Genomic DNA, 15,957 nt, shown 5'->3' with positions numbered 1-15,957 from the left:
GGTAACAATCTTAAGTGTAGGTAGCAGTGAACCATTCTAACAGCCAAGCCGATTTAAACGATATCCGTCACAATGACTGGGTAGAGCACTATCTACCAAGCTCATGGCGTCCCTATGCGCGTATTGCCCGCTTGGATCGCCCCGTAGGCACGTGGCTCACGCTGTTGCCCTGTATTGCCGCACTGTTTCAGGCAGCGGGCGGTTTCCCGGAACTGTTTCGATTATTTATCTTTGCGCTAGGTGCCTTATTGATGCGCAGTGTGGGTTGTACCATCAATGATATTTGGGACCGAGATTTTGATAAGCATGTGGAACGCACCCGTTTTCGTCCTTTAACTAGCGGCGCCATCACGCTCAAGCAAGCCGTCATTTTCTTATTCGCTCAATTTGCCGTGGCAGCCGCTTTGCTATTTTTTATTAATAGCTACAGTCGCTGGATGGCCTTGGCACTGGTCCCTCTAGTCATTATCTATCCACTTTGTAAGCGCTTTACCCATTGGCCACAAGCCGTGCTAGGGGCCGCCTTTAACTGGGGCATGTTAATGGCCTGGTCCGATACAACCAATACCGTACCACTCGCTGCTTGGCTTATGTGGGCTGGGGCGGTGGCCTGGCAAATCGGCTATGACACAATGTATGCCTATACCGATATCAAAGATGACTTAAAACTGGGCTTAAAATCCACCGCGATTCGCTTTGGTGAGCAGGGTATTTATTGGCTAAGTGGCTTTTATCTCCTGACCATGGTTTGTTGGCTCTGGGCCGGCTACTCAATGGCCATGGGTTGGGGCTACTTTGTCATCATGGCAGTGATTGCTGCGCATTTTGTATGGCAATTAGTGATTTTTGATATCAATAAACCCGAGCGCAGCTTTTATTTATTTAGAGCCAATGTTGCCACTGGGGTGCTACTAATTGCGGCCGCATGGCTAGGCGCCATCACGGCTTAGTAGCGAGCTATTTAAGGCACTGTTAAGGGGTCGCTTGACCCCCTTTGCCTGCGTGGTCGTTTTCACTGCCTCAATCTGGGGTAGCATTGCTAACTCCCCACGCTCAAAGGCCTCTGCTACGATTTGCTGTGCCAATTCCCACCGGCTCATCACCTGCTCGCCGGCAAAGTGCATCCGCTGACCACGATAAGGCGTCAAATTCTCACTTAAGCGCATTAAAAAACGCACTAAATCACTGACCTTCGTCGGTGTTCCCCACTCATCGTCCACTACCCTTAAGCGCAGACCGTTGTTAGCTGCGCTTAATAGCTTGGTCTGAAAATTATGCCCAAACTCACTATAAAGCCACGCTGTTCTAACAATGATCGCTTGCGGGTGCTCCTGCATCACTGCCTTTTCAGCGGCTACTTTGCTGTGACCATAAACATTCAGTGGATTTACCTGATCAGTGACCTCATAAGGCGCCCCCTTAGTCCCATCAAACACATAATCAGTGGATAGCTGTATCAAATCCACGCCAGCAGCAGCACAGTGCGCAGCCAATAAGGCCGCCCCCTCCACATTCACTGCATAGGCTTTGTCCGGCTCCAGCTCCGCCCTCGCCACATCCGTATAAGCGGCCGCATTAATCACAAGCCTTGCTTGAGAATGCTGTAGCGCCGTTTGAATCGATGCCGCCGAGGTGATATCTAACTCCGCACGTGTTAACACCATCATCTCGATAGCGTGCCTTTGCGCTGGTGTGCGCTGATAGGCGGCAAATGCCTGCCCTAACTGCCCGCCACCGCCTGTGATTAAAAGCTTAGTCATAAGCTTGATTAAACAGGAAGCGGCTTAAGCGTGTTTTATACGCCTCATTAATATGCTTTTTAGCAGCTTCCGCTGCCGCCTCAGGATCTCGTGCTTCCAGCGCCTTTACAATCGCCTCATGCTCATTGCGCGCCTCATCTGGTCGCCCCCTTTCAGTCAAGGTGCTATGACCTAACAACAGCATGGAATTTTGTAAGGCTTGCAAGCTTTTTAATAAAAAGCGATTATGCCCACATTGGTATAACACCTGATGAAACATACGATTATTATTCGCTATCTCAATCGGATCCGTCATTACCCTATCGGCTTCCATCAAACTTCTTAATAAGTTAATCTCTACATCACTTGCATGCTTGGCCGCTAAGGAAGCAGCCGTGCTCTCCAACACTGCACGCATTTCATACAACTCCCCTACCAAGGCCTGATCCAATTCAGTAATAATCATGCCACGATGTGGATCATTACTCACCAAGCCCTCGCTCACTAAACGATTCAAGGCCTCGCGCACGGGTGTTCTGCTGATACCCAGCTGTTCGGCTAATTCCGTCTCGCGTATCCTGGTACCAGGTTCCAAGCGACCTTGCTCCAAGCCCTGAATCACATATTGATAAGCTTGTTGCGCCGACGTGGTCCCACGCTGCTTATTATCCTCCTCAAATGTCTCTAAGGACGGCGTCTTTTTGAGCGCAGGCTTATTCTTCGCTGCATTTTTTTGAACTGATTTGGCTGTTGTCATCGCTATTAAAAAAACTTGTCGTGATTAGCACTGTAAAAGCTTCTTTATTATATATAAAAACGACATTCAAAAACTAATGTATACAAATGAATACAAAATTCAGGTACAATCAATTTTTGATGGACACATATGAGCTAGGCTGAGGAGAATTCATCCACACTTAGGATAAGGGGCGCTCGCATATAATCGCTAGTGCCTTTTAACAATCACTCAACCTAGGGTGATGTCGAGCGTAGTTTTTCTAGGGTCAATGATATTTCAACCATTCAACTTGTGTTATGACTAAACAAATATTTTTTGGTTTTTTAGTTGCTCTTGCCGGTGCATTAATTGCCGTCGCGGTAGGTACGCCAATTCCCTGGTTATTAGGCTCACTGATTTTTACCGCACTTTTTAAGATTAATGGCGCCAAGATTCAATCGCATGTCGGCTTTAGGAAAATCGGTCAGTGGATTGTAGGCATCGCGCTGGGGCTGCATTTTACACCGGCTACCGTTGAGATTATTAAAAGTCTGTCAGTGTATATCATTGCAGGCTGCCTTTTCGCTGTGCTGATTGCTTGGGTGGGTGCCTTTATTCTGTACAAATTAGGGAGGGTGGACTTTGCTACCGCCTATTTTGCTAGTACCGTCGGCGGTGCTAGTGAGATGGTAGTGTTAGCCGAAAAAAATGGCTCAAGCAATATCCCCCTCGTCGCCTCAGCGCATAGCTTACGCGTTTTAATTATCGTGATCTTAATCCCTTTTACATATCAGTTTTTAGGGCTTAAAGGCGATGTCACGACGGCGGCGCAGTTGGCTCAGTATAGCTATATAGGGCTGTTGAAGCTGTTGCTATTAACCGGGATTGTTTGCTTTATTTTGGACAGGCTAGATGCGCCCAATGCCATGATGTTAGGTGGTATTTCAGTGACGGCTTTACTGACGGCAAATGATATTGTCTTTACGCATTTGCAGCCGGAAATTCAACATATGGGGCAGATGCTATTAGGTTGGGCCTTAGGCAGTAACTATAGGCCGGGCTTTTTTAAACAGGCGCCACGGTTTTTAGGTGCGGTTAGCTTAATGACTATCATCTACTTGCTGCTGGCGTTTATTTTTTGTGTATTTGTCGCTAAGCTGTCTGGTATTTACTTTCCTACCGCTGTGCTGGCCATGAGTCCCGGTGGCTTAGCCGAGATGGCAATTACTGCCAAGGTGTTGATGTTAGGTGCACCGCTGGTGACGAGTTTTCAAGTGAGTCGCTTAGTCTTTGTGTTATTGACGGTGGGACCAAGCTATCGTGTCGTGACTAAGTATTTAAGCAGGAAGGGTATGCTGTAAACACTGTAAAAGTGCCCTTCTAGTCAATTACTCTAATGTACTCACCACCTTAGAGAATGGCACCTCCCTACTCGCACACCCCCTCACTACGCAGGACAATATACTTATGACGACATATTGTGACCTGATCGCTAAGGAGGTGTAGCGATGATGAACAGCGACTCTTTACAAAACGCTCATCGACGAGTGAATGAGCTCAGCCCCTAGAAGCGAGTGTCTGCGAGTGCCGCATCATATATAGCCAGCGCCGTTTTAAGTTGCTCTTCACTCACCACCAAAGGCGGCGCCACATGGATACGATTATCAGTCAGCATCGGCAACATGCCCTTAGCGAGTAAGGCGCCTTTGAGCTCATTCATTGCGGCTGCAGACGGTGTGCTTTTGCTCTCACGATCAGTGACTAATTCAATCGCCCAGAATAAGCCTCGACCACGCACATCACCCACGATCTGATGCTTTTCGGCCAAGGCTTTTAAGCCGGGGCCCAAGACCTCACGACCAAGACGATCGGCATGCTCAACTAAGTTTTCATCCTTCATAATTGCGATATTTTCAATAATCGAACCCATCGCCAAGGGGTGTCCTGAATAAGTCAAACCGCCTGGGAACATTTTATCGTCAAAATAATCACTAATCGCCTCAGAGATAATCACGCCGCCCACTGGCACATAGCCTGAATTGACGCCCTTGGCGATAGTGATTAAATCAGGACGAACATCAGCATGCTGGTGAGCAAACCATCTACCGGTACGACCGAAACCAGACATCACCTCATCCATAATCAGCATAATACCGAATTCATCACAGAGCTGACGCACGCCCTCAAAATAGCCTTGAGGCGGCACAATCACGCCCACACTGCCCGGCAATCCCTCCAAAATAATGGCCGCAATATTGCTAGGATCCTCGGACTCAATCACTCGACGCAAATGCTGTAAGGCACGCTCACATTCCTGCTCCTCGCCGGTGGACCAAAAATCACTACGATATAGATGAGGACCAAAAAAATGCACAAAGCTATGCGCATATTCGTTTTTAAAGCGACGGCGCTCACCGGTGGCTTGAATCGCACCACTGGTATTGCCATGGTACGAACGGTATTGAGACAGAATTTTATCCTTGCCGGTAAAAACACGCGCCATACGGAAGGCATTTTCTACCGCATCCGCACCGCCATTTGTAAAAAAGACCTTTTTAAAACCCTTGGGAGCGACGCTCAAAATGGCTTCGGCAGCACGCGCACGGCTGATATTGGCATGCGATGGTGCAATGGTTGCCAGCTCTGCCGCCTGCGCCTGAATCGCTTTGATGAGGCGTGGATGCTGATGGCCGACGTTGGTGTTAATCAATTGGCTACTGAAATCCAAGTACTCATTACCCTCAAAATCCCAGACCTTAACCCCCAAGCCGGACTTAATGGCTAAGGGGTTTAGGGCACCCTGTACTGACCACGAATGAAACACCTGAGATAAATCGGCTTTTTTTACATCGTCATTCGTCAATGATTGAGTCATCATCTGCTCCTTTAAATTACGATTCTTTAAATCTGATGCTGTTTAGCATGTTACTTATAGTAGCCAATTAAACGCAAAAAGCTAACAAAAAACGACGTTCTAGGGTAAGCCCCAAAACGTCGTTATCCTTGCTATTTATAGCATGAACTACTTAGCTTCTGCTTCCTCTGGCTTTTTACCAAAGTAGCGTGGCTTAAGCGCATCTGGCTTTAAGAAATCCTTGTAACCAACGTTATCATGGTCACCCAAGACCTTGCCGTCGATTTCCTGACCATACAGCGTATGCTTGTGGAAAGTATCTTTGTACAATGCCAAAGTTTCAGCGATATCACCAGTATAGCGTGGATCCTGTGGACGCTCCTGTGAGTCCACGTAAGCAGCAATATCCCATGCATCCGCATCCTCAATCAGCGGGGCTGCACCTAAAGGCATATTGTATTTAATAAAGCCTGCTAAAGTGAATACACGAGAAATACCGGCACCCCAGTTATACGAGCCATCACCCCATAACGGTGGGAATACGGCCTTGTCACCGGTAAACTGACCCTGACCGTCCTCACCATGACAGACTGCACAGTTCTGTGCGTAAAGCTCCTTACCACGCACGCGATCAGGCTCTCTACCCTCAGGTAAGGCTGCTGGACGTGGGTAACCACGACCGTAAATCTTGGCATCAGGATACATGCCCACACCCTTGGCTAACCACTGATGGTAGGCGGTTAAAGCAACCATCTCATCACTACCGTAGGCAGGTGGCTTACCGTTCATTGAATAGCTAAAGCAGCCAGCCAAACGCTCTTCAAAGTTATTCACGTGATTGTTTTTGCCGCGGAAATCAGGCAAGGTCACCACCGCAGGCCACACCGGACCAGCAAAGGGACGAGAACCCGCACCCACGTGACAGCTTGAACAGTTCATGTCGTTAAAGACGTTTTTACCGCGTAGCTGCTGCGTATTGGTAAAGAGATCATAGCCGTAACGGATGGCCTCTTTGAGCTTAGGGTGCATGTCGGCCGCTTCCAAATCATCCATGGTTGGTGGGATATGCACTAACTCACCCTCTTTAGGCTCCGGGAAACCAGGCAATAGCTCTCTTAGCATCTGACGCTCTTCATCCGTCAAGTCTGATGCCATTTTTGTCAATTGAGCACTCGCAGGACCAGTTACTGCTAAGCCCAAACCCAAACTCAATGCTAATAATAATTTCTTCATCATGGCCCCCTATTTCTTTTCCTCTTTGGCTGCGGGTTGAGACGCCAAATAGGCTGCAACCGCATCAATATCTGCCTCAGTCAAACGCTTAGCAACGCGTGACATCAAGTGTAGAGGATCATTAGTACGGCTATCTTCCTTCCAGTCATTAATGGCTTTTTTAACATACGCTGGATTTTGACCGTTAATATTAGGGAATGTATTGCCGATACCATAGGCATCGACACCATGACAGGCCACACAGGCCGGGATATAGCGATTCCAGTCACCGTGATAAACCAACTTCTCACCTAAGGCTAGGGTCTCCTCGCTCGCCTCAACCTTAAAGTCTTCGGCCTTAACCGCTGGCAAGGATGCATAGTAATGAGCAACATCATGCAACTGCTGCTCAGTTAATAAATCAGCAAAAGGCTTCATGCTGACATTAACCCGTGTGCCATTTTTATATGACTCGACTTGATGCTGTATATAGCCGGCATCTAAACCGGTAAGACGGGGTCTATACTCAACGCCCGGTATACTAGAGCCCGCACCGGACTCCATATGACAGGCTACGCAAAGCGCAGATACTTCCTTACCGCGGTCAAGCACGGCTTGGTCAACTTGGGCAGTCGCTACGGAACTAATAGCCAATGCCCCAGTCATAAGTAACGCTTTGGCCATCTTCCTTGACCTAAACATCATCTCAATTTCCTCCTCAAGAATAAATTGAATACCTATGATTTAAAAATGGGAATATGCCAAACGGATGTCGGGCACCGCGTCATTCTACATGAGGTTATTTTAAATTTACAAATATGAATTCATCTCGCTGAGTCTCACCTCATGCAAATCACCTTCCCTAAGCATATGAGAATTACAGCTTAGCCGATTGTTTTTGTCTTACACCTAGGCATTTACCCTAGTTTTTGGAGAACTTTCTTCAAAATTAGCTAGCGCCTTGATCAATAGCAAGCGTTCGCTTATACAATAGGCCTCAAAGTAGACCGTATTCACATAGTTAGGGGTAAAGCATGTCAACGCCTTTAGCAAAAGTCGCCGTGGGTTCTTTAGGCGGCACCATCAGCATGACACCGGCCGCGAGTAGTGATGGCATTGTGCCGACGCTCACTGCCGCCGATTTGATTCGCGCCATTCCTGGTGTGGCTGAGCTCGCCGAGGTACATGCCGAAGCATTGAATCAGGTCGCTAGTATTCATCTGGGCATTCAGGATTTATTGGCGGCCTTGGCTTGGGCCGAGCGCCAATTAGCTGAGGGTGCCGTCGGCGTAATTCTGACGCAAGGCACTGACACCCTAGAAGAAAGTGCCTTTTTACTCGATCTACTGTGGTCGCACTCAGAACCGCTGATTTTAATGGGCGCTATGCGTGGTGCCGCCACGGTATCTGCTGACGGCCCGGCTAACCTGCTTAGCTCCATCCAAGTGGCGGTGAGTGCCAATAGTCGAGATCGTGGGGTGTTGGTGGTGATGAATGAACAAATTCACTACGCGCGTTGGGTACAAAAGCAGCATAGTTTAAGCACTGCAGCTTTTATTTCAGAGGTCGCACAAGCAGGCACCATTGTCGAAGGCAAAGCCTTGTATTTTGCGGCGCCCCCTAAGCGCATGCTCTTTGATAAACCTAGCTGCTCTTCAAAACGTGTTTTATTGTGGACCAATCACCTTGCCGAAGAAAGTGATTTCTTAACCCAGCAGGATAGCTTTGACCCCCTCGGCGAGCGCTTTGATGGGATAGTTTTCGCCGGTGTTGGAGCCGGTCATGTCAGCCCAATGATTGCGCGCTGGATTAGTAAGTGGGCTAATTTAAAAGCTATCTTGGTGTGTCGTGGCACTGGCGCCGGCTCCACCGCCTTTAGCACCTACGGTTACCCTGGTGGTGAGGTGGAGTTGCAACAGCACGGCGCTATCATGGCCGGCTTTTTAAGCCCTAAAAAGGCACGCCTACTGCTATGGCTTATATTGGAAAATGGCTTAACGCCCCGAACGGCCGTTGCTGACTACCTGGCCAGTATGAGCTATTGATCGCTCGCAAGCTAAGCAAAAGCAGCGTTGAGCGCATGCGCAAAAGGCAATCCCTGCTCGCTATGCATGCGCCCCAACAACACATCATCAACCATTAAAACGGCAAATCATCCTCTAGTTCATCAAAGGAGTCCGGTTTTCTTGATGGCTGCGCAGGGGGCTGCTTTACTGACGGCGGATTCTGTCCACCACGGCCTGGTGGTAAGCTGCGGGTATTATTACCAAAACCGCCATTATCACCAAAAACGTCATCACCGCCAGTGTCTGACTTGGATTTCCAACCCCCATCCACTGACGTAGATCCGGGACCACGTCCTACATCACCCAACATCTGCATGCGCTCGCCAACCACATCGGTAGCATAACGCTCAATACCATCGCGATCAGTATACTTACGAGTTTGGAGACGACCCTCAACGTAAATCTGACTACCTTTACGCAAATACTGTTCACATACCTCGGCCTGACGCCCAAAAAACACCACGCGATGCCATTCCGTACTCTCGTTTTTATTACCATCACGGTCATAGCTCACATGATTGGTCGCAATGCTCAGATTACACACCTGAAGCCCGGTAGGTGTCGCACGCGCCTCGGGATCGGCTCCCAAACGCCCGACCAGAATCACTTTATTTACTGACATACGCTTAAATCCTTTAAAAAATCCACAATAAAGCAGAGGCATGACTTTGATAAGCCACCTCTCCATGCCCTAGGCAATCACTATCCATCTATTGTACAAAATTGAGCTGTACCCGACGAGTGGCTAAGTAAGAAATCGCACACAATAGCATCGCCATAATAAACACACTGATGCTGCCCAATTTAGCGGCCACCAAGCCACCTAAAAAACCACCACAGGCTACCCCTAAGGCTTGCGTCATATTAAATACCCCAAGCGCCAAACCCTTTTGTTCAGGTGGGCAACTACGAGACACCGCCGAGGGTAATAAGGCCTCTAAAATATTAAAAGCGATAAAGTACAACAACAGCGCCAAGACTAGCATCGCAAAGCTGTACATACCCGGTATCATCATACCCATGGCCATCATGATAACGATGAGGGTAAGACCGATAGTCTCTCGGTGAATGCGCTTTTTTTCGACCAACATAACCGCCGGTACCATCAGCACTAAAGCCACCACAATCACCGGTAAATACACGCGCCATAATTGGCCAATACTTAAGTCACCCAAGGCCATCAACGCTGGTGGCAGCACCACAAAAATCGCCATTAAGACAAAGTGCAAACTAAACACCGTGAGATTTAACAGCCATAGGCTCTTAGAGGCTAGCACATCCACCATCGTCAAGGAGCGATTGATCGCCAACTGATCTTGAGGCACCACCGGCACTACCCACACCGCCAATAGCAAGCACAAAAAGCCTAACACACTAATGGTCCAAAATAAACCGGAGAGATTAATCCATTCAACCAAAAGCGGCGACACCGCCATGGAGACAGCAAAACTTAAACCAATGGAGGCGCCCACCATGGCCATTGCGCGCGAACGCACCTCAGGCCGCGTGGCGTCAGCAATCCATGCGGTAATCGCGGCCGATACCGCACCGAAGCCCTGAATCCCACGACCCACCGCCACCCACGCGACACTAGGTGCAAAGGCGCAGATAATACCGCCAATCACAAACAGCAGCATACCGAAAATCACCACCGCACGACGCCCAAAACGATCGGATAAAAAGCCCATCGGGATCTGCATCAGCGACTGAGTCAGACCGTATGCGCCAATCGCAATACCAATCATCAGCGGATTATCACCATCAATCAAGCTTTTAGCAGCATCAGCAAACACAGGGGTGAGCAAAAAAAGACCCAACATCCGTACCGCAAAAAGCAAGGCTAGGCTAGCACTTGTTTTACGCTCTAAGGGGGTGAGTTTAAGCTTTGTTGTTGTACTCATTAAAACTCTTTAGAAAAAGCAAGGCCCTAACGGCTGGTGATTAAGAAACTAATCGTTCATTATATCACTGCGCTGGTATTTTTAAGCTCGACATCGTCATTCATGGGGCGCATGCTCTTCATAAATGCGCTAGGTAGGTTATAGTAGAAAGTTTATAGAACTTCTCTTAAAAAGTGCATGAGCAATTCATTTTCCTCAAAACATCAGCCCCTACCAGCACAGGCATATTCCTTGATTCGCATCCGAGGTGCGCGTACGCACAACTTAAAAAATATAGACTTGGATTTGCCGCGTAATCAGCTGGTGATTTTGACCGGACTGTCAGGCTCGGGTAAGTCATCCTTGGCCTTTGATACGCTCTATGCCGAAGGGCAAAGGCGCTATGTAGAAAGCTTATCCACCTATGCGCGTCAGTTTCTGGAGTTGATGGATAAGCCGGATGTGGATTTAATTGAGGGCCTATCCCCAGCCATTGCCATTGAACAAAAATCCGTCAGCCATAATCCCCGCTCGACCGTCGGTACCATTACCGAAATTAGTGATTATTTGCGCCTCCTCTATGCACGTGTTGGCACCCCCTACTGCCCTACGCATAAGGTACCGCTACAGTCTTTTTCAGTCTCGCAAATCGTTGATTTTGTATTGCAGCTAGCACCTGAAACACGGCTGATGATCTTGGCGCCAGTGGTGCCAGCCCCTCAACAAGACTTGATCAGTCTGTTACACAGCCTACAGGCTCAAGGCTATATTCGTGTGCGCCTTGGCGGCGAAATCTATGACTTAGATCAGTTACCCGGGGACCTAACTACGGACTTTGCCCAAGTTGAAGTGATCGTTGATCGTCTACGAGTACGTCCTGAACAAAAGCAACGCCTTGCCGACAGCATTGAAACGGCATTTGAAGTAGCCAATGAGCGAGTGCTGATTGTCGATATGGAGCAGGAGCAAACACATGCCTTTTCAGGACGCTACGCCTGCCCTCGTTGTGATTATCAAATCCCGCGACTAGAGCCTAAGATGTTCAGTTTTAATAGCCCCGAGGGCGCCTGCCCGAGCTGTGACGGCGTCGGTCTAATGGCAGTCTTTGATGCGGATAAAGTCATTGTCAGCGAGGATCTAAGCTTATTAAATGGCGCCATTAAGGGCTGGGACCGGCGCAACCTCTTTAGTATGGCGCTATTAAATAGCTTAGCCACACACTATGATGTTGATTTAGAAACGCCCTGGCATAAACTGCCTAAAGCCATTCAAGACATTATTTTATATGGCTCTGGCAGCACCGAAATTGATTTTGTTTATTTAAATGACAAGGGTAAAAGCACGATCAAACGCCATGCCTTTGAGGGCGTACTACCTAATTTAGAACGACGTTGGGCAGAAACCGAGTCTAACGCCGTCCGTGAGGAATTAGCGCTTTTACGCAGCACCATTCCCTGCCCTGCCTGTCATGGCACACGCTTACGAGAGGAGGCACGATTTGTCCGTATAGGCGCAGCAATTGAAGAAGCCGTGCTGCCTGAACCCTCAACGCCAGCAGATGCCACCAAAGCAGCCCACACGGAGTCCGACAATAGCGCCCGCCTGCCTGGCTATAGCCTCAGCGAAGTCAGCCATTTATCCTTAGCGAGGGCGCAGCAATGGTTCGAGCAGCTCAATCTCAGCGGCGCTGACAATGAGATTGCCCGCCCCATCGTACAAGCCATTAAATCGCGCTTAACTTTTTTGAATAATGTCGGTTTGAATTATTTATCCTTGGATCGTAAGACCAATACCATTTCTGGGGGCGAGGCGCAGCGTATCCGACTAGCCAGTCAAATCGGCTCCGGTCTAACTGGTGTTTTGTACGTACTGGATGAGCCCTCCATCGGCCTACACCAACGGGATAATGATCGTTTAATTGAAACCCTGATTCATCTACGCAATCTTGGCAATACCGTCATTGTGGTTGAACATGATGAAGATATGATTCGCGCCGCGGACTGGGTGGTTGATTTAGGACCCGGGGCCGGTGAGCATGGCGGCAAGGTCATGGCCAGCGCCACGCCAGCCCAACTGCAAGAAGATCCTAATTCCCTCACGGGTCACTATCTAAGTGGCGCCAAAAAGATCCCTGTACCTAAGCGCAGACCCGTCACGCCGCGATCGCCCCTGCCTTGGCTACACTTGCAGGGCGCCAGTGGCAATAACTTAAAACATGTGGATCTACATATCCCCCTACAACGATTAGTCTGTGTCACCGGCGTCTCAGGCTCAGGTAAATCCACCTTGGTAAATGACACCTTAGCCGCAGCACTCGCGCAGAAACTGAATCGAGCACAGACTGAGCCAGCGCCTTATCAATCCATTAGCGGACTGGCGCATTTAGATAAGATCATCACCGTGGATCAAAGCCCTATCGGGCGTACCCCACGCAGTAATCCAGCGACTTATACCGGCTTATTTACACCCATCCGGGAGCTCTTTGCAGGCACACCCGAAGCTCGCGCTCGTGGCTATGACCCTGGTCGCTTCTCTTTTAATGTCAAAGGCGGCCGTTGTGAGCATTGCCAAGGCGATGGTGTGATTAAGGTGGAAATGCACTTTCTGCCGGATGTGTATGTCCCTTGTGATGCCTGTCACGGTAAACGCTACAACCGCGAAACCTTAGACATCCGCTATCGCGGCTTAAATATCAGTGAGGTCCTCAACTTGACAGTTGAACAAGCGCTCACATACTTTGCCGCCGTCCCTTCGATTCAACGACGCCTACAAACTTTAAACGAAGTGGGTTTAGGCTATATCCGTTTGGGTCAGAGCGCCACCACTCTCTCCGGCGGTGAAGCACAGCGCATTAAGCTGTCTTTGGAGCTATCCAAGCGCAGCACCGGCAACACACTTTATGTATTAGATGAGCCAACGACCGGTTTACACTTTGCCGATATTGAGTTACTCCTAGGGGTACTGAATCGACTGGTAGATGCCGGCAACTCCATGGTGATTATTGAGCATAATCTGGATCTGATCAAAACGGCGGATTGGATTATTGATCTGGGGCCAGAGGGTGGACAAGGCGGTGGACGTATCGTGGCTGAGGGCACGCCAGAGGAGATTGTAAAAAACCCAGCCAGCGCCACGGCGCAGTATTTGGCACCGTATTTGGTGAAGTAGCACACTTAAGAGTGATTTGGCTGTTAAACTAACGTGTCGACAAAGCACTGTTAAATAAAAGTTAAACTGACACAACAACCATAAGACATCTCTAACATTAACTGCTGATAAGCTGCACATAACACGTAGTCATTACCCTTGTATTTACGCTGATAATAGTCCTTTAATCTTATAAATACGCTAAAACTGAGTTCGGTGCGCCTAACAACAAACCTCTAAACTTTAAATTCGCCAAAATATAGTATTTCGAACATGGAGTTTTATATTCAAATCATGACCCAAGCTCTATCCTTTCATTTGCACTTAAATAAAAATAAAAAGACAGCCAATTTTAGTGGGGAATTTTTACTGTGATAAGTCAACAACATCGCTTAGAGAAAGTGAGTCCAGCCGAACCTGAGCAACAGAAACAAGAAAAAAGACACAAAGCTCAAGCTAGTCAAACATTGCTCCGTGGTTTAGATATTATTGATGCAGTCGCCAATGATTTTAGTGACTTATCCGAAATAGCCAAAGTTACTGGTATGACATACAGTACCGCACATCGTATATTAAGCGCATTACAGCAACGAAACTATATACGACGAGATCCTGAGCATGGTTACCGTTTAGGTCACGCATTGTTAGGACTAGGCTACCAAGCACAAGCGCAAATTGATTTGGTAAAACTAGCCAATCCCCTGCTTTTAGAATTAGCTAAAAAAACTTCTGATACCGTGCATTTAGGCATGCTTATCCAAGACTCTATTGTTTATTTAGAAAAAATTTCGAGTCGTCGCCCCGTGGAAATTAGCTCCCGCATTGGCGGTAATAAACCTCTGTTCTCAACGGGTATTGGCAAAGCTTTGATACTAGACCAATCTGAAGAACAGTGGCTAGCATTATTCGATCGCAGTTCCCAACGACTTGAAGCGACTTATTCACGTAACAAGTGGCTTAAAATGATGCGTCACTATGCAAGAGAAGGATTTGCTTTTGACTTAGGCGAAGATGAACCAGCCATCCGCTGCGTAGCCGCCCCAGTACGAGATGGACGAAATCATATTATCGCAGCGGTTAGCGTCTCAAGCACCGTCGAGTACATGCCCCCATGGCGCATGCAAGAACTAGTTTCTACAGTACAACATACTGCCTTACAGATTAGCACTAAACTTGGTTTTAGAACAGCCTAACAAAACCAATATGACAAACACACCTTATTCAAAAGACAAAAGAAACTCTTTAAGCACAAAAGATTTTTCACTACTTAAGGGAAAATAGCTTACCCTTTATCTTGAACTTTTCCTGGATTCAAGATGTTTTTCCTGTTTTCATCATTGGGTCACCTAAAAACATTTTTTGCAGATTGTGAGTAATTCCTGCTGCTTTTCGTCCATACCGAGTAAGACGGTTTGTTATTGCTGCCTATGAGTTAGATCCATTTGCACTTGGTACATGGTGTGCGTTAATTCGGTGGCTTGTTTTAGCGATAGGGTAGATTTCTCTTGGTAAAGCGCCATCTCTAGAGTTTTGTAGATGCTATAAGCGCTAAAGACTAAGCAAATATGTGCACGGATTCGCTTTTCTAAGCGATGGTAGACCTGGCGGATACGCAGGTCAGCTTTAAACATCCAGGAGGCCTTCTCTATCTGCCAGAGCTGAGCGTAATGCGCTAACAGCTCCTCAGCACTTAGCCGAGTATTAGTGATGTAGCCTTTCAGGCCATCCCAATCGGCACCGCTGTCATACTTTTCCATGTCGATTTCAATCTGGATTTCGCCCTGCATTTTTAGTACTTGTTATAGCCACGATTGTTGAGATAAGCTTTGGTAAGCTGCCCACTGCGTAAGCGCTATTGAAGCCGCTCCAATCCTTTACGACGGTTATCTTTATCCCGATGAGCTCGTTTGCTGCTATATTGCACGACAAGGCGCTCATCTTCCTCCTTAGTAAAAGGGTGAGCAACGTCATCCTCCCAGTCCACAGCTTGGATTGCTCGCTTCATCTTAGCACTCTCCGTCTTGAGACGCGCACCGATAATGTACTGATAGCCTTTAGCTTTTAGCGCATCAATATTACTTTTAGTCAGCAGCCCACTATCAGCAACCAACACGGGTTTACCAAGGTCAAAACATTGACTAAAACACGCCAAAAAGGAATTAACGTGTGTCCTTCACAACGCTTGCCCGCGAAGATATCGCAAGCGATGGGGAAACCATTGGTGTCGACTAGCAACCCTAAGTCAACCTGCGGATGCGTGTGCTTACCCACTTCAGACGGTATTTGTCAAGGTAGTTGTCACTCATGCATAAATTTTAAGCTGCTTTTTTTGCTTTAATAT

Annotated in this window: 14 protein-coding genes; 5 read left to right on the top strand and 9 right to left on the bottom strand. The window is 48.0% G+C overall.

Features of this window, described 5'->3' with window-relative positions; all coding sequences use genetic code 11:
- Positions 1–26 precede the first annotated feature (26 nt).
- Positions 27–950 carry a 4-hydroxybenzoate octaprenyltransferase gene (ubiA, locus tag HMPREF3144_RS07110; RefSeq protein ID WP_070477175.1) on the top strand — a complete coding sequence of 308 codons (924 nt, stop codon included), beginning with the start codon at positions 27–29 and terminating at the stop codon, positions 948–950.
- On the opposite strand, the gene rfbD is transcribed toward ubiA, so the two are convergent.
- Positions 930–1,760 carry a dTDP-4-dehydrorhamnose reductase gene (gene rfbD, locus HMPREF3144_RS07105; RefSeq protein WP_070477173.1) on the bottom strand — a complete coding sequence of 277 codons (831 nt, stop codon included), beginning with the start codon at positions 1,758–1,760 and terminating at the stop codon, positions 930–932. The genes ubiA and rfbD overlap by 21 nt on opposite strands.
- Positions 1,753–2,496, bottom strand: a complete 744-nt coding sequence (locus HMPREF3144_RS07100) for a GntR family transcriptional regulator (protein WP_070477171.1) — start codon at positions 2,494–2,496, stop codon at positions 1,753–1,755. Before HMPREF3144_RS07100 ends, rfbD begins: the two co-directional genes overlap by 8 nt.
- 278 nt (positions 2,497–2,774) lie before the next feature.
- Between HMPREF3144_RS07100 and HMPREF3144_RS07095 the strand changes: the two genes are divergently transcribed.
- Positions 2,775–3,818: an AbrB family transcriptional regulator gene (locus HMPREF3144_RS07095; RefSeq protein WP_070477169.1), complete on the top strand. Its 1,044-nt coding sequence runs from the start codon at positions 2,775–2,777 to the stop codon at positions 3,816–3,818.
- Positions 3,819–4,021: 203 nt separating this feature from the next.
- Here the strand turns inward: HMPREF3144_RS07095 and HMPREF3144_RS07090 are convergent, their stop codons facing one another.
- From HMPREF3144_RS07090 to HMPREF3144_RS07080, 3 genes are all read right to left on the bottom strand, one after another.
- A complete protein-coding gene (locus HMPREF3144_RS07090) occupies positions 4,022–5,335 on the bottom strand; it encodes an aspartate aminotransferase family protein (RefSeq protein WP_246823924.1) in 1,314 nt (437 codons plus the stop codon).
- 144 nt (positions 5,336–5,479) lie between these two features.
- Positions 5,480–6,544 (bottom strand): c-type cytochrome, encoded by a 1,065-nt coding sequence (locus HMPREF3144_RS07085; protein ID WP_141742753.1) that lies wholly within the window; start codon positions 6,542–6,544, stop codon positions 5,480–5,482.
- A gap of 9 nt (positions 6,545–6,553) precedes the next feature.
- Positions 6,554–7,228 carry a c-type cytochrome gene (locus HMPREF3144_RS07080; RefSeq protein WP_225792229.1) on the bottom strand — a complete coding sequence of 225 codons (675 nt, stop codon included), beginning with the start codon at positions 7,226–7,228 and terminating at the stop codon, positions 6,554–6,556.
- Positions 7,229–7,557: 329 nt separating this feature from the next.
- Between HMPREF3144_RS07080 and HMPREF3144_RS07075 the strand changes: the two genes are divergently transcribed.
- On the top strand, positions 7,558–8,568 hold the full coding sequence (locus HMPREF3144_RS07075; RefSeq protein WP_048767682.1) for an asparaginase: 1,011 nt from the start codon (positions 7,558–7,560) through the stop codon (positions 8,566–8,568).
- Positions 8,569–8,662: 94 nt separating this feature from the next.
- Here the strand turns inward: HMPREF3144_RS07075 and HMPREF3144_RS07070 are convergent, their stop codons facing one another.
- Positions 8,663–9,211, bottom strand: a complete 549-nt coding sequence (locus tag HMPREF3144_RS07070) for a single-stranded DNA-binding protein (protein ID WP_018025456.1) — start codon at positions 9,209–9,211, stop codon at positions 8,663–8,665.
- An 88-nt stretch (positions 9,212–9,299) separates the two neighbouring features.
- Positions 9,300–10,490: an MFS transporter gene (locus tag HMPREF3144_RS07065; protein WP_048767679.1), complete on the bottom strand. Its 1,191-nt coding sequence runs from the start codon at positions 10,488–10,490 to the stop codon at positions 9,300–9,302.
- Positions 10,491–10,667: 177 nt separating this feature from the next.
- On the opposite strand from HMPREF3144_RS07065, the gene uvrA reads away from it, so the two are divergent.
- On the top strand, positions 10,668–13,637 hold the full coding sequence (uvrA, locus tag HMPREF3144_RS07060; RefSeq protein ID WP_070477161.1) for an excinuclease ABC subunit UvrA: 2,970 nt from the start codon (positions 10,668–10,670) through the stop codon (positions 13,635–13,637).
- 350 nt (positions 13,638–13,987) lie between these two features.
- The gene (locus HMPREF3144_RS07055) at positions 13,988–14,809 is read left to right on the top strand and encodes an IclR family transcriptional regulator (RefSeq protein WP_083290417.1); all 822 of its coding nucleotides are present in this window, start codon (positions 13,988–13,990) and stop codon (positions 14,807–14,809) included.
- 222 nt (positions 14,810–15,031) lie between these two features.
- On the opposite strand, the gene HMPREF3144_RS07050 is transcribed toward HMPREF3144_RS07055, so the two are convergent.
- The gene (locus HMPREF3144_RS07050; RefSeq protein ID WP_070477159.1) at positions 15,032–15,403 is read right to left on the bottom strand and encodes a hypothetical protein; all 372 of its coding nucleotides are present in this window, start codon (positions 15,401–15,403) and stop codon (positions 15,032–15,034) included.
- A gap of 65 nt (positions 15,404–15,468) precedes the next feature.
- Positions 15,469–15,729 (bottom strand): hypothetical protein, encoded by a 261-nt coding sequence (locus tag HMPREF3144_RS07045; RefSeq protein ID WP_141742749.1) that lies wholly within the window; start codon positions 15,727–15,729, stop codon positions 15,469–15,471.
- Positions 15,730–15,957 lie beyond the last annotated feature (228 nt).

The sequence above is a fragment of the Oligella sp. HMSC05A10 genome, assembly GCF_001808335.1.
Classification (GTDB): domain Bacteria; phylum Pseudomonadota; class Gammaproteobacteria; order Burkholderiales; family Burkholderiaceae_B; genus Oligella; species Oligella urethralis.
This window is presented reverse-complemented; position numbering and strand designations above follow the sequence as displayed.